Annotated in this window: 11 protein-coding genes; 8 read left to right on the top strand and 3 right to left on the bottom strand. The window is 72.4% G+C overall.

The genetic code is table 11. The features are described from left to right. Positions 1 to 119 precede the first annotated feature (119 nt). Positions 120 to 1,403, bottom strand: coding sequence for a PucR family transcriptional regulator (locus tag JK359_RS32490; RefSeq protein WP_201843185.1), 1,284 nt, complete (start codon positions 1,401 to 1,403; stop codon positions 120 to 122). 164 nt (positions 1,404 to 1,567) lie between these two features. On the opposite strand from JK359_RS32490, the gene JK359_RS32485 reads away from it, so the two are divergent. The 4 genes from JK359_RS32485 to JK359_RS40000 all read left to right on the top strand — a co-directional run bounded on the left by JK359_RS32485 (position 1,568) and on the right by JK359_RS40000 (position 5,397). Further along, entirely contained in the window at positions 1,568 to 2,494 is a 927-nt protein-coding gene (locus JK359_RS32485) for a proline dehydrogenase family protein (RefSeq protein ID WP_201843184.1), read from the top strand. 39 nt (positions 2,495 to 2,533) lie between these two features. Then, positions 2,534 to 4,165, top strand: coding sequence for an L-glutamate gamma-semialdehyde dehydrogenase (gene pruA, locus JK359_RS32480; protein WP_201843183.1), 1,632 nt, complete (start codon positions 2,534 to 2,536; stop codon positions 4,163 to 4,165). A 258-nt stretch (positions 4,166 to 4,423) separates the two neighbouring features. Then, positions 4,424 to 4,963 carry a GNAT family N-acetyltransferase gene (locus tag JK359_RS32475; RefSeq protein WP_201843182.1) on the top strand — a complete coding sequence of 180 codons (540 nt, stop codon included), beginning with the start codon at positions 4,424 to 4,426 and terminating at the stop codon, positions 4,961 to 4,963. A 302-nt stretch (positions 4,964 to 5,265) separates the two neighbouring features. Next, entirely contained in the window at positions 5,266 to 5,397 is a 132-nt protein-coding gene (locus JK359_RS40000; RefSeq protein ID WP_269139060.1) for a hypothetical protein, read from the top strand. A gap of 76 nt (positions 5,398 to 5,473) precedes the next feature. Here the strand turns inward: JK359_RS40000 and JK359_RS32470 are convergent, their stop codons facing one another. Continuing rightward, on the bottom strand, positions 5,474 to 7,045 hold the full coding sequence (locus JK359_RS32470) for a purple acid phosphatase family protein (RefSeq protein WP_201843181.1): 1,572 nt from the start codon (positions 7,043 to 7,045) through the stop codon (positions 5,474 to 5,476). Between the two features lie 143 nt (positions 7,046 to 7,188). Here JK359_RS32470 and JK359_RS32465 point away from each other — a divergent pair, with 143 nt between their 5' ends. Together JK359_RS32465 and JK359_RS32460 are read left to right on the top strand one after the other, a co-directional pair. After that, entirely contained in the window at positions 7,189 to 8,232 is a 1,044-nt protein-coding gene (locus JK359_RS32465; protein ID WP_201843180.1) for a 3-isopropylmalate dehydrogenase, read from the top strand. A 242-nt stretch (positions 8,233 to 8,474) separates the two neighbouring features. Next, positions 8,475 to 9,563 carry a branched-chain amino acid aminotransferase gene (locus JK359_RS32460; RefSeq protein ID WP_201843179.1) on the top strand — a complete coding sequence of 363 codons (1,089 nt, stop codon included), beginning with the start codon at positions 8,475 to 8,477 and terminating at the stop codon, positions 9,561 to 9,563. A gap of 83 nt (positions 9,564 to 9,646) precedes the next feature. Here the strand turns inward: JK359_RS32460 and JK359_RS32455 are convergent, their stop codons facing one another. Beyond that, positions 9,647 to 11,107 carry a cytosine permease gene (locus JK359_RS32455; protein ID WP_201843178.1) on the bottom strand — a complete coding sequence of 487 codons (1,461 nt, stop codon included), beginning with the start codon at positions 11,105 to 11,107 and terminating at the stop codon, positions 9,647 to 9,649. A gap of 146 nt (positions 11,108 to 11,253) precedes the next feature. Here JK359_RS32455 and ureA point away from each other — a divergent pair, with 146 nt between their 5' ends. Together ureA and JK359_RS32445 are read left to right on the top strand one after the other, a co-directional pair. Further along, the gene (gene ureA / locus JK359_RS32450) at positions 11,254 to 11,952 is read left to right on the top strand and encodes an urease subunit gamma (protein WP_201843177.1); all 699 of its coding nucleotides are present in this window, start codon (positions 11,254 to 11,256) and stop codon (positions 11,950 to 11,952) included. Beyond that, positions 11,949 to 13,673, top strand: a complete 1,725-nt coding sequence (locus JK359_RS32445) for an urease subunit alpha (RefSeq protein WP_201843176.1) — start codon at positions 11,949 to 11,951, stop codon at positions 13,671 to 13,673. The genes ureA and JK359_RS32445 overlap by 4 nt, the downstream gene beginning before the upstream one ends. Positions 13,674 to 13,679 lie beyond the last annotated feature (6 nt).

Genomic DNA, 13,679 nt, shown 5'->3' with positions numbered 1-13,679 from the left:
GCCGCATCCGGCCCGCCGGCGGCGAGCCCCGGGCCGGTCACGGCGGCGCCCGGTCCGGTGCGGCGAAGCCCGGGCCGGTCACGGCGGCGCCCGGTCCGGTGCGGTGAAGCCCGGGCCGGTCACAGCCGTGCCCGTTTCAGTGCCATGTGGAGCAGCAGCCGGTCCTCACCGTCGTCCAGGTCCAGGCCCGTCAGCTGTTCCACCCGGGACAGGCGGTAGTACAGCGTCTGCCGGTGGATGCCCAGCTCGGAGGCCGTGCGGCCGGCCTGGCCCGCGCAGTCGAGGTAGACCTCCGCGGTGCGGGCCAGTTCCCGGTGGGCGGGGGAGAGCAGCGGGCCGACCACGCGGTCGTGCGCGGCCTGCGCGGGCAGCGCGGTCAGCAGCCGGTACGGCCCGATCCGCGCCCACTCGGCGACCGGCCCGAACCGCGGCTCGGCCAGTGCGGCGCGCGCCGCGGCGGCGGCCTCCTGCCACACCGTCCCAAGATCGGTGAGGCCCGCGCGGGGCTCGCCGACCCCGGCGGCGCATCCGGTGCCGCCCCCGGCCCTGGCCGGCCCGGCGACTCCCGCCGCGGCCGCCGCGGCCACCCGGGCGCCGGCCCCGCGCGCCGCGCCCGCTCCCCGTTCCCCCTCGGCCTCCTGCAGCACCCGCGTGGCCGCCGTCAGCGCCGGCGTGCTCAGCTCCGTGGTCCGCAGCCGCACCAGCACGGCGAGGCTCTGTTCCGACGTCCCCCACGGAAGCGTGCACAGCGCCGTGGCGTGGGGGATCGTGCGGGCGGCCGGGGCGTCGTCCGGGTCGGCCGAGGGCCAGGGCGCGACGCAGACCAGCGTGTGCGGTCCGTCCGCGCGGACGCCCAGCGCGGTGCGCAGGTCGGCCACCGCCATGTCCCGCTGCCAGTCGCGCTCGGCGGTGAGCACCGCCCGCAGCTCCCGGCTCAGCCCTGCCCCGGCCTCCGCCTCGTCGGCGAGCAGCGGACCGATCCGGCCCGCCACCTGCAGCGCGGCGTTCAGCTGGGCGTCCGTCGGCCCGGGATCGCCGTCCAGCAGCCAGACGTAGCCGAGGACGACACCCCGGTGGCGGACCGGCAGACAGATCCGGCCGCGGTAGACCCCGGCCTGCGGGCCCGGCGGAATCCGCACGGGCCCGGTCGCCCGGGTGATGCCGAAGCCCTCGAACCAGGAGCGCACGGCCGAGGTGGAGCGCCGGGTCAGGATCGAGCGGGTGCGCACCGGGTCCAGGTCGGACGGGTCCAGCTCGTCCTCGCTGTCGTACGCGCCGAAAGCGATCAGCTCGAAGTCGCGGTTCTCCAGCGTCGCCGGCGCGCCCAGCAACTCCGAGATCTCGTCCACCAGCTCCTGGTAGTCCGCCCTGTATTCCGCCGCCACTCGGGCATTCTCCCCCATTTCCCGGCCGGCCTCATACATCTGTCTGAGATCCCGGGCACGGATGCGTGACAGCTGTCGATGGCCGACGATCGGAGAGATCCTTAGGTTTCACGGTGGTTCTCCGTGCCGTACCCGAATGGTCGGGTAACGGCCGTTCTGGTGCTTGTCTGTGGAGGTGCCCCGTGCTGGGTCCCGTGATTCTCGCCGCGTCGCGCAGCGACCGGATGCGACGCCTGATCTCGGCGGCCCCGGTCACCAAGCAGGTCGTCGACCGCTTCATACCCGGCGAGACCGTGGCCGACGTCGTCCCGATCGTCAAGGACCTGACGGACAAGGGTCTGGAGCTGACGATGGACGTCGTCGGCGAGGACATCACCTCCCCGGAGCAGGCCACCGCCGCCCGGGACGCCTACCTGGCGCTGATCGACCACCTCGCCGGGCTGCAGCTCGGCGAGCGGGTCGAGATGTCGGTCAAGCTGTCCATGTTCGGCCAGGCGCTGGAGGGCGGCCACGAGCTGGCCCTCGCCAACGTCCGCCCGGTCGTCGAGGCCGCCGCCGCCATCGGCACGACCGTCACCCTGGACGCCGAGGACCACACCACCCTGGACTCGATGTTCGCCATCCACGAGGAGCTGCGGAAGGACTTCCCGGGGACCGGCTGCGTCATCCAGGCCTACCTCTTCCGCACCGAGGCCGACGCCCGCCGCCTGGCGGAGTCCGGCAGCCGCGTGCGTCTGGTCAAGGGCGCTTACAAGGAGCCCGCCGAGGTCGCCTACCAGCAGAAGCACGAGATCGACAAGGCCTACGTGCGCATCCTGAAGACGCTGATGGAGGGCGAGGGCTACCCGATGATCGGGTCCCACGACCCGCGCCTGATCGCCATCGCCCAGGAGCTGGCCCACAAGGCCGGCCGTAAGCTCGACGAGTACGAGTTCCAGATGCTGTACGGCATCCGCAGTGACGAGCACCTGCGGCTGGCCGCCGAGGGCCACCGCATGCGCGTCTACACCGCATACGGCACCGACTGGTACGGCTACTTCATGCGCCGTCTGGCGGAGAAGCCGGCCAACCTCCGGTTCTTCGTCCGCAGCATGGTCAGCAAGGGCTGAGCCCGAACACCCGCTCACGTACAAGGAGTTACGGATCTCATGGACGCTGTGACCCAGGTCCCCACCCCCGTCAACGAGCCGGTGCACGGCTACGCCCCCGGCTCTCCCGAGCGCTCCCGCCTGGAGGCCAAGCTCAAGGAGCTGGCCGACAACCCGCTCGACCTGCCGATGACCATCGGCGGCGAGAAGCGGATGGGCGGCGGCGAGACCATCCAGGTGGTCCAGCCGCACAACCACAAGTCCGTCATCGGCACCCTGCGCAACGCCACCCAGCAGGACGCCCGGGACGCCATCGACGCGGCCCTGGCCGCCGCCCCGGCCTGGCGAGCCATGTCCTTCGACGACCGCGCCGCGATCATCCTGCGCGCCGCCGAGCTGCTGGCCGGCCCCTGGCGCGAGACGATCGCCGCCTCCACCATGCTGGGCCAGTCCAAGACCGCCCAGCAGGCGGAGATCGACAGCCCCTGCGAGCTGGTCGACTTCTGGCGCTTCAACGTCCACTACGCCCGCCAGATCCTGGCCGAGCAGCCCCCGGCGAACTCCCCGGGCGTGTGGAACCGTCTGGACCACCGCCCGCTGGAGGGCTTCGTCTACGCGATCACGCCGTTCAACTTCTCGGCCATCGCCGCGAACCTGCCCACCGCCCCCGCCCTGATGGGCAACGTGGTGGTCTGGAAGCCGTCCCCGACCCAGACCCACGCCGCCGTCCTGCTGATGCAGCTGCTGGAGGAGGCGGGCCTGCCCAAGGGTGTCATCAACCTCGTCACCGGCGACGGCATCGAGGTCTCCAAGGTCGCCCTGGAGCACCGGGACCTCGCGGGCATCCACTTCACCGGCTCGACCAAGACCTTCCAGTACCTGTGGAAGACGGTCGGCAACAACATCGAGAAGTACCGCTCCTACCCGCGTCTGGTCGGCGAGACCGGCGGCAAGGACTTCCTGGTCGCCCACCCGAGCGCCGACCGCGCCGTCCTCAAGACGGCCCTGACCCGCGGTGCCTTCGAATACCAGGGCCAGAAGTGCAGCGCCACCTCCCGCGCCTACATCCCGGCGTCCATCTGGAACTCCGGCTTCAAGGAGGAGTTCGCGGCCGAGGTCGACTACCTGACCATGGGTGACGTCACCGATCTGTCGAACTTCATCGGCGCCGTGATCGACGACCGCTCGTTCGCCAAGAACAAGGCCGCGATCGACCGCGCCAAGGCCGACCCGTCCTGCACGATCGTCGCGGGCGGCTCCTACGACGACTCGGTCGGCTACTTCGTCCGCCCGACCGTCATCGAGTGCACCGACCCGGAGAACGAGGTCTTCCGTACCGAGTACTTCGGCCCGATCCTCGCCGTGTACGTCTACGAGGACGAGAAGTACGACGAGATGCTGACCCAGATGGAGTCGGTCTCGGACTACGCCCTCACCGGCTCGGTCGTCTCGGGCGACCGCGCGGCTGCGGCGTACACGATGGAGAAGCTCCGCTACGCCGCGGGCAACTTCTACATCAACGACAAGTCGACCGGCGCCGTCGTCGGCCAGCAGCCCTTCGGCGGCGGCCGCGCCTCCGGCACCAACGACAAGGCCGGCGCGCCGCAGAACCTGCTGCGCTGGACGCTGACCCGGGCCATCAAGGAGACCCTGGTCCCGCCGACCGACTACACCTACCCGCACATGGGCTGACCCGGCCCCCTGCGACCACGGCCCGGAGAGCCCGACCACCCGAGCGGGCTCTCCGGGCCGTGCCCAATTCCGGGCCGGTTCCAGGTCCGGCTCCCGGCTCGATTCCGGGCTCGATTCCTGGTCCGGTTCCGGTCCGACTCCTGGTCCGGCTCCGGGCCGGTTCCGTGCCCGGCTCCGGGCCCTCGCCCCGGGGCGGGTGAGGCCGGCCGGGCACGGGCCGGCCGCCGTGGCCGCAGCGCCGGGCGCGATACTGGCGCCATGACCCTCAGCCCGCGCCTCGTCCACACCGCCGGCCTCGACCCGTCCGAACTCCGCGCCGTCCGCGCCCTGTTGGACGCGGCCTTCGACGGCGACTTCTCCGACGAGGACTTCGAGCACGGACTGGGCGGCATGCACGCGCTCGTCCAGGACGGTGCCGGGCTCGCGGCGCACGGCTCGGTCGTGATGCGCCGGGTGCGGCACCGGGGGCGCTGGCTGCGCACGGGTTACGTGGAGGCCGTCGCAGTACGGGCCGACGTACGGCGGACCGGCCTCGGCGGGCGCGTGATGGCCGGGCTGGAGCGGGTGATCGACCGGGCCTACGACCTCGGCGCCCTCTCGGCGAGCGACGAGGGCGCCCTGCTGTACGCGGCCCGGGGCTGGCAGCGGTGGCCCGGCCAGGTGCACGCACTCTCGCCGGACGGGATCGTCCGGCTGCCGGACGAGGAGGGGGGCGTCCACCTGCGGCCCGCCCTCGCCGGCCCCCTCGACCCGGCGGGGGAGCTGGTCTTCGACTGGCGGGACGGAGACGTCACCTGACGGGGCCGACCGGCGTCCGACCGGCTGCGCAAGGAGGTCCCCCGGACGCACGAAGGGGGCAGCTCAGGGCGGTGTGAGCCGGTCCGCCGTCTCAGATAGTAGGAAGTCCGAGTAATTGGGCAGACAGATGCGGCCGGCTCGCTTACGTTTGTAGGAGCCGAACGTCTCGCTCGATCCAGCGAATGGCGGTCGTGAGCCGGCCCGTGCAGGCAACCCCTGCGGCCGACGCTCCCCGTCCCTTCCGGCGTCTCGAAACCCCTCTCACCGCCGTGCTCCGCGTTCCGTCGAAGGAGTCGATTCCCATGGCCGAGACGACCGTCCGCCGCCGGGTCCGCCACGTGACCCGCGCCGCCGAGTCCGACCGCAAGAACGCCGCCGCCGCCCTCCAGCGCGCCCTGGACCGCCGGGACAACGGCGGCGAGACCGGCCACTGAGCCGGACCGTCAGCCAGGCCGCCGTGCCCGCGAGGGGCGCGGCGCGGCCCGCGCCGCCGGCCTCCGGGGCGGCCGGTCACCCGCCGCGACGCACCTCGAAGTGGTCGATCCGGCGCCCGTCCTGCCCGAGTGCGGACACCGCGAGCCGCGGCGACGCGCCGGCCCGTACCTCCACCGAGAGCAGCGAGAAACCGGTGTAGCGCACCCGGGACCACTCCACCGTCTCCGGCGTACGGTCCTTGTCCTTCGTCCACGCGAAGGACTCCACCGCCTCGTGCCGGGTGACGTGTCCCTCGTAGCTGTCCTTGACGCCGTTGGGGAAGCCGTACAGGTCCCGGCCGCCGCCGCCCGCGGTGACGTACACGATGCCGTCCCGGGTGGGGTCGGTGGAGCCGCCGGCCGGCACCGCCCGGCCGACCTTCCCGGCCTTGATCGCGTCCGTGCGCTCGTACACGTGGTTGTGCCCGTTGATCACCAGATCCACCTGGTGCTTCGCGAACAGCGGCAGCCACTCCCGGCGCACGCCCCCGTCCGAGGCGTGCTGGGAGGTGGAGTAGGCGCAGTGGTGGAAGAAGACGACCACGAAGTCGATGCCCTTGGTGGCGCGCAGCCGCCGCAGGGTCCGGTCCAGCCAGGCCGTCTGCCGGCCGCCGCTGAGCCCGAGGTTGGCGGGGATCTCGTACGACACGTCGTTGGCGTCCAGCGCCACGAAGGCGGCGTTGCCGTGGGTGAAGGCGTACGCGCCCGGTGTGCCGTGCGGGTCGAAGCCGGTCTCCGGCAGGGAGAAGCGGGCCAGCTGGCCGCCGTAGCCGTCCGGCGAGTACCAGGCCTCCATGTCGTGGTTGCCGGTCGTCACCATCCACGGCACCGACCGTGCCACCGGCTCGTTCTGCTTCAGGAACAGGTCCCAGAAACCGGGGTCGTAGCCGTCCGACTCGTGCCCGGTCCCGTTGACGTCCGCGTAGCAGATGTCGCCGGCGTGCAGATGGAAGGCGGGCTTCTGCCGCAGCACCAGATCGTCGCTGGCGTGCGCCGCCCGGCCCACGCCCTGGTCGCCGAAGGCCGTGAACACGAACCGCTCCGGACGCGCGGGCGCCGTGCGGAAGGAGGCGATGGCCGGCCGGTGTGCGGCGGCGGTGGGCTCCCAGCCCTCGTGGCCCACCCCGTAGTAGTACGTCGTGCCCGGCGCGAGGCCGTCCACGGCCGCGTGCACGTAGTACTGCTCCAGCGCCGGCCGCACCCCCTGCACCCCGGGCGTGTGCAGCGCGCGCACCTCGGCCGGCACGCGGCGCCCGAGGTCGTCGGGGCGCAGGCCGATGCGCACATAGGGCCGCTTCACCGCGAACGGCACCTGCCACGAGATCCGCATCTGCGTGCGCGGGTCGCCGCCGAAGGCCAGGTGCCGGCCGAACGGACGGACCACCGAGCCGGGCGCCTTCGAGGTGGCCGAGGCGGGGGCCCGGGTGCCGGCCGCGCCGGGCTTCCCGGCGGACGTGGCCGCGCAGCCCGTCAGCAGACCGCCCGCCAGCGCGCCCGCCGTCACCAGGGTGCGGCGGGGCAGTACGCGGGTGCGCAGGTACTCGTACTGTTCGGCCATGCTCAGCCGCTCGGCCAGCGGGCGCGGGATGCCGACGTCAGGGGTCTCCATGTCCGGGAACCTTCCACCGGAGCCCAACGCCCTTCCCACGTACGGGTGAACGCCAGCCGACGGGAGGACGCCCGCAACTCTTCCGGGTGTCCGTATGGCGGACAGGGTGTGTCATCACATGGGACGAGGAGTAGGGTGCGGACATGTCTCGCAGCATCAATCTCGCAGTAATCCCCGGTGACGGCATCGGCCAGGAGGTCGTGGCCGAGGGTCTGAAGGTCCTCTCCGCCGTCCTTCCGCAGGATGTGAAGCTGGAGACCAAGGACTACGACTTCGGCGCCCGGCGCTACCACGCCACCGGTGAGACCCTCACCGACGCGGACCTGGAGCAGCTCAAGCAGCACGACGCCATCCTGCTCGGCGCGATCGGCGACCCGTCGGTGCCGTCCGGCGTCCTGGAGCGCGGCTTCCTGCTCAAGCTCCGCTTCGCCTTCGACCACCACGTCAACCTCCGCCCCTCGAAGCTGCTCCCGGGTGTCGCCACCCCGCTCGCGGGTCAGCCGGAGATCGACTTCGTCGTCGTCCGCGAGGGCACCGAGGGCCCGTACACCGGCAACGGCGGCACCATCCGCAAGGGCACCGAGCACGAGGTCGCCACCGAGGTGTCCGTCAACACCGCCTACGGTGTCGAGCGCGTGGTCCGCGACGCCTTCGCCCGTGCCCAGGCCCGCCCGCGCAAGAAGCTCACGCTGGTCCACAAGAACAACGTGCTGGCCTTCGCCGGGCACCTGTGGACGAACGTCTTCAACAAGGTGGCCCGGGAGTTCCCCGAGGTCACCACGGACTACATCCACGTCGACGCGGCGACGATCTACCTCGTCACCGACCCGGGCCGCTTCGACGTCATCGTCACCGACAACCTCTTCGGCGACATCATCACCGACCTCGCCGCGGCCGTCTCCGGCGGCATCGGCGTGGCCGCCTCCGGCAACATCAACCCCAGCCGCGAGTTCCCGTCGATGTTCGAGCCGGTCCACGGCTCGGCCCCGGACATCGCCGGCCAGGGCAAGGCCGACCCGACCGCCACGGTCCTGTCCGTCGCCCTGCTGCTGCGCCACCTCGGCCACGACGCCGAGGCCGACCGCATCGACGCGGCCGTCGCCGCCGACCTCACCGAGCGCGCGGGCAAGCCCGCCCGCTCCACCTCCGAGATCGGCGACGCGCTCGCCGTACGCGTAGCAGGCTGACCCGCCGCGCTACACAGCAAGCCGCCGGGTCGCAACCGCACCCGGCGGCTTTTCCTGTGCCTCGCCGGGTGCCACCATCAACCCCTGGACCGCTTCACCCCGGTTCCGTCCGCTGACACCCCCGCGCGATAATCGAACGCGGGGTCGCGTCATGAGGGAATGCTCGGACGTCCTAGCACCGACGGCCGGCAGGACAGGCGTGAGCGCGGCCCGTCACTACAACCGGTGAAGGACAAGCACTGATGACGACGCCCACGATCGAGCTCAAGCCGTCCGCCAGCCCGCTCGCCGCTGCCGAGCGCGAGGCGATCCTGGCCAACCCCGGCTTCGGCCGCCACTTCACCGACCACATGGTGACGATCAAGTGGACCGAGGGCCGCGGCTGGCACGACGCCCAGCTCGTCCCGTACGGCCCGATCTCCCTGGACCCCTCCACTCATGTCCTGCACTACGGCCAGGAGATCTTCGAGGGCCTGAAGGCATACCGTCATCCGGACGGCTCGATCGCGCTGTTCCGCCCGGAGGCCAACGCCCGCCGCTTCCGCAACTCCGCCCGCCGCATGGCCATGGCCGAGCTGCCCGAGGACCTGTTCATCGCGGCGCTGGACGCGCTGCTCACCCAGGACGCCGACTGGGTGCCGGAGCACGGTGGCGAGGCGTCCCTGTACCTGCGGCCGTTCATGTTCGCCACCGAGGCCGCGCTCGGCGTGCACCCGGCGAACGAGTACCTGTTCATGCTGATCGCCTCCCCGTCCGGCGCGTACTTCGCCGGCGGCGTGAAGCCGGTCACCATCTGGATCGCCGAGGACCACGTCCGCGCCGTCCCGGGCGGCACCGGCGACGCCAAGACCGGCGGCAACTACGCCGCCTCCCTGCTGCCGCAGGCCGAGGCCGCCGCGCACGGCTGCGACCAGGTCGTCTACCTGGACGCGGTGACCCGCACCAAGGTCGAGGAGAGCGGCAGCATGAACGTCGCCTTCGTCTACGGCGACCGGATCGTCACCCCGTCGCTCACCGGGTCCATCCTGGAGGGCATCACCCGCGACTCCCTGCTCCAGGTCGCCCGGGACCTCGGCTACACCGCCGAGGAGGGCACGATCACCCTCGAGCAGTGGCGCGCGGACGCCGCGTCCGGCGCGCTGACCGAGGTCTTCGCCTGCGGTACGGCGGCCGTGGTCACGCCGATCGGTCACGCCAAGACCAAGACGGACCAGTGGACGCACGGGGACGGCACGCCGGGTCCGGTCACCCGGCGGCTGCGCGAGGCCCTGCTGGGCATCCAGCGCGGCATGACCGAGGACAAGCACGGCTGGATGCACCGCGTCGGCTAGCCACCGCCAGGCATCGCGCGGAGAAGAAGCCCGGGCCGGCCGTCCGTCCTCGGCCGGCCCGGGCCGTCCATGTGGGGCCCGGGTCAGCCCCCGGCGGCCACCGCGGCGGCCGACTCACCCCGCTCACCCGGCTCGGCCGGCTCCTGCGGGGCAGCGGGCGCGCCGGCGCCGCGGGCGGTCAGCAGGAGGTAGGTGACCCCGCCGGCCAGGCCCGACAGCAGGAAGCTGCAGTCCACCCCGCCGGTCAGGCCCAGCAGCGGGCCCTCGTACGACGGCAGGGACACCGCCAGCAGGCCGACCAGGGCGCCGGTCGCCCAGGCGGCCGCGGCCTGGACGTTCCAGCCGGCCCGGTACCAGTAGATCCCGCCCCGCGAGCGGCGGTTGAAGACCTGGAGGGCGTCGGCGTCGTACACACCGCGGCAGCGGACGAAACCGATGAGGGTGATGACCGCCCAGGGCGTGCCGATGGCGGTGAGCAGCAGGACGAAGGACGTCATCGCCGACTGGGCGTTCCAGGCGTAGTGGCCGGCGAAGACGCAGCCCGTGGCGACGACGGCCACGGTGTAGGTGGCGCGGGCACGGGAGGCCCGGGGGAGGATCGCGTCCAGGTCCAGGCCCATGGAGTACAGCATCAGGCCGGCGTTGCCGACCGAGCCGGCCGTCGCGGCGAGCAGCAGCGGCACCAGGTACCAGGTGGGGGAGGCGGCGACCAGCGGTCCGGCGTAGTCGGTGGCCGCGCGGGCCGCGTACGCCGTGAAGGTGCCGAACAGCTGCGGCACCAGCAGTCCCAGGACCAGGCCGAGCCAGGTGGCGTGCAGGACGCGCCTGCCGGTGTGGCGGGCGGGCGAGACGTAGCGGGTGTAGTCGCCCAGGAGCGTGATGAAGGCGATGGGGCCGGACAGGCCCGCCGCCACGGCGGCCAGGAACCAGGTGGGCCAGAAGGAGCCCAGCAGATAGCCGCCGGCCCCGGGCAGCGCGGCGGTGGTGAAGTGCGGCGCGTAGGCGAGGACGCCGAGGAGGAGCAGGGCCGTCATGCCGATCGCGAGGACGCGGGACATGGCGAGCAGCACGCGGTAGCCGTAGACCGCGCCCGCGACGGTAGCCGCGGCGAGCACCGCGTAGACGAGGGCGTACGACACCCCGTTCGCCGGCACTCCGAGGAGCCGGCCGAGGACGTCCAGCATCACGTCCCCGCCGATCCACACCGTCAGCGCGGTGTAGCCGAGGGCCAGCAGCAGTCCGACCACCGAGCCGACCAGCCGGCCCCGCACGCCGAACTGGGCGCCGGAGGAGGTGGAGAGGTTGGTCGCGGTGCGCAGGGAGACCAGCGCGAGCGGTGCCGTGAACAGGGTGCCGACGACCGTGCCCGCCACGATCGCGCTCACCGACGCCCACCAGCCGAGCCCGAAGGACGGCGGCAGCCAGCCGAAGATGATCACCCCGAGGCAGAGGTTGGAGCCGACCAGGATCGAGACGAGGTCACGCGGACCGCTGGTCCGCTCCTCGTCCGGGATGGTGTCGACTCCGCGCTGTTCTATCGGCATGGCTGGTCTCCTTCGACGGCCGCCTCTTCTGGTTTGAGCGACGTTCAATGTGACGTGAACTGCGGCGCCGGGTCAATGCTTCTGTTTCATGAATTCTGTGTTTAGAGTGATGCTCTAATGTGTGGAAGGCAAGGAGGTGCCGCGTCGTGAGACTGACCCCCACGGAACGTGACCGGCTGCTGCTCTTCGGAGCCGCGGAGCTGGCCCGGGCCCGCCGGGCGCGCGGCCTCAGGCTGAACGTGCCGGAGGCCACCGCGCTGATCGCGGACACCGTCTGCGAGGCCGCCCGGGACGGCCGGCGGCTCGCGGAGGCCATCGAGGCGGCCCGCTCGGTGCTCGGCCCGCAGGACGTGCTGCCGGGCGTCGCCGACGTCGTCACCGAGGTGATGGTCGAGGCCGTCTTCGACGACGGCTCCCGGCTCGCGGTCGTCTCCGACCCCATCGGCGGCGGCCTCGGCGAACAGGCCCCGGGCGCGCTGCTGCCCGGCCCCGAGCACGCCGACCCGGAGCCGGACGTCCGGCTCCGCGTCACCAACACCGCGACCGTGCCGGTCTCCGTCACCTCCCACTTCCACTTCTTCGAGGCCAACCCGCGCCTCGACTTCGACCGGGCGCAGGCCTACGGCATGCGGCTCGCCGTGCCCGCGGGCTCCTCGGTCCGCTTCGGGCCGGGGGAGAGCGAGGAGATCGGGCTCGTGCCGATCGGCGGCGAGCGCGTCGCGATCGGCTTCGCCGGTCTCGTCGACGGGCCGCTGGACGCGCCCGGAGCCAGGCAGGAGGCCCTGCGCAGGGCCGCCGCCTGCGGATACCTCGGAGTGACGCCGGAAGGAGGCGAGAAGCGATGAGCCGCTCGAAGGGACGAGAGGTGAGCCGGTCGATCCATGTGGACCCGCACGCCTACGCAGCCACCCACGGCCCCCGCGCCGGCGACCGCATCCGCCTCGGCGACTCCGGGCTGACCGTCCGCGTGGAGTCCGACTCCCAGAGGTACGGCGACGAGTTCCTCGCCGGCTTCGGCAAGACCGCACGCGACGGACTGCACCTGAAGGCCGCCGCCGTACGCGACACCTGCGACGTCGTCATCAGCAACGTCGTCGTGATCGACGCGGCGCAGGGCATCCGCAAGGTCTCCGTCGGCATCCGCGAGGGCCGCATCTGCGCGATCGGCCGGGCCGGCAACCCGGACACCCTCGACGGCGTGGACGTCGTCGTCGGCACCGGCACGTCGATCGTGTCCGGCGAGGGCCTCATCGCCACCGCCGGGGCCGTCGACACCCACGTCCACCTGCTGTCGCCGCGCATCATGGAGGCCTCCCTCGCCTCCGGCGTGACCACGATCATCGGGCAGGAGTTCGGCCCGGTCTGGGGCGTCGGCGTCAACTCGCCGTGGGCCCTGAAGCACGCCTTCAACGCCTTCGACGCCTGGCCGGTCAACATCGGCTTCCTGGGCCGGGGTTCGTCCTCGCACAGCGCGCCGCTGATCGAGGCCCTCGCCGAGGGCGGTGCCTCCGGCTTCAAGGTGCACGAGGACATGGGCGCCCACACCCGCGCGCTGGACACCGCCCTGCGGGTCGCCGAGGAGCACGACGTCCAGGTCGCCCTGCACAGCGACGGCCTGAACGAGTGCCTGTCGGTCGAGGACACCCTGAAGGTGCTGGAGGGCCGCACCATCCACGCCTTCCACATCGAGGGCTGCGGCGGCGGACACGTGCCCAACGTGCTGAAGATGGCCGGGGTCCCGAACGTCATCGGCTCCTCCACCAACCCCACCCTGCCCTTCGGCCGGGACGCGGTCGCCGAGCACTACGGCATGATCGTCTCCGTCCACGACCTGAAGACCGACCTGCCCGGCGACGCGGCCATGGCCCGCGACCGGATCCGGGCCGGCACGATGGGCGCCGAGGACGTGCTGCACGACCTGGGTGCGATCGGCATCACCTCCTCCGACGCCCAGGGCATGGGCCGGGCCGGTGAGACGGTCCGCCGCACCTTCGCCATGGCGGGCAAGATGAAGGCCGAGCTGGGCCCGATGGACGGCGACGGCGAGGGCGACGACAACGCCCGTGTCCTGCGGTACATGGCCAAGCTGACCATCAACCCCGCCCTCGCGCACGGCCTCGCCCACGAGGTCGGCTCGATCGAGGTCGGCAAGCTCGCCGACATCGTGCTGTGGCGCCCGGAGTACTTCGGGGCCAAGCCGCAGCTGGTCCTCAAGTCCGGCTTCCCGGCGTACGGCGTGGTCGGCGACCCCAACGCGGCCACCGACACCTGCGAACCCCTCGTACTCGGCCCGCAGTTCGGCTCGTACGGGGCCACCGCCGCGGACATCTCGGTCGCCTTCGTCGCCCGGGCCGCCGTCGACCAGGGCAACGACACCATGCCGACGCGCCGCCGCCGGGTCGCCGTGCGCGGCACCCGCGGCATCGGCCCGGCCGACCTGCGGCTGAACGCCCGCGTCGGAGCGGTCGACGTCGACCAGCGCACCGGCCTGGTCACCCTCGACGGCGAACCGCTGCGCTCCGAGCCCGCCGACTCCGTCTCCCTCAACCGCCTCTACTTCCTCTAAGGACCC

Source organism: Streptomyces actinomycinicus, from assembly GCF_016741775.1.
Lineage (GTDB): Bacteria > Actinomycetota > Actinomycetes > Streptomycetales > Streptomycetaceae > Streptomyces > Streptomyces actinomycinicus.
The sequence above is the reverse complement of the archived record's forward strand: the minus strand, read 5'-3'. Positions and strand labels throughout refer to the sequence as shown.

Coding starts and splice junctions, on each gene's coding strand:
- pruA (WP_201843183.1), top strand. CDS start 2,534: ATGGACGCTGTGACCCAGGTCCCCACCCCCGTCAACGAGCCGGTGCAC.
- JK359_RS32470 (WP_201843181.1), bottom strand. CDS start 7,045: ATGGAGACCCCTGACGTCGGCATCCCGCGCCCGCTGGCCGAGCGGCTG.
- JK359_RS32465 (WP_201843180.1), top strand. CDS start 7,189: ATGTCTCGCAGCATCAATCTCGCAGTAATCCCCGGTGACGGCATCGGC.
- JK359_RS32475 (WP_201843182.1), top strand. CDS start 4,424: ATGACCCTCAGCCCGCGCCTCGTCCACACCGCCGGCCTCGACCCGTCC.
- JK359_RS32445 (WP_201843176.1), top strand. CDS start 11,949: ATGAGCCGCTCGAAGGGACGAGAGGTGAGCCGGTCGATCCATGTGGAC.
- JK359_RS32490 (WP_201843185.1), bottom strand. CDS start 1,403: ATGGGGGAGAATGCCCGAGTGGCGGCGGAATACAGGGCGGACTACCAG.
- JK359_RS32460 (WP_201843179.1), top strand. CDS start 8,475: ATGACGACGCCCACGATCGAGCTCAAGCCGTCCGCCAGCCCGCTCGCC.
- JK359_RS40000 (WP_269139060.1), top strand. CDS start 5,266: ATGGCCGAGACGACCGTCCGCCGCCGGGTCCGCCACGTGACCCGCGCC.
- JK359_RS32455 (WP_201843178.1), bottom strand. CDS start 11,107: ATGCCGATAGAACAGCGCGGAGTCGACACCATCCCGGACGAGGAGCGG.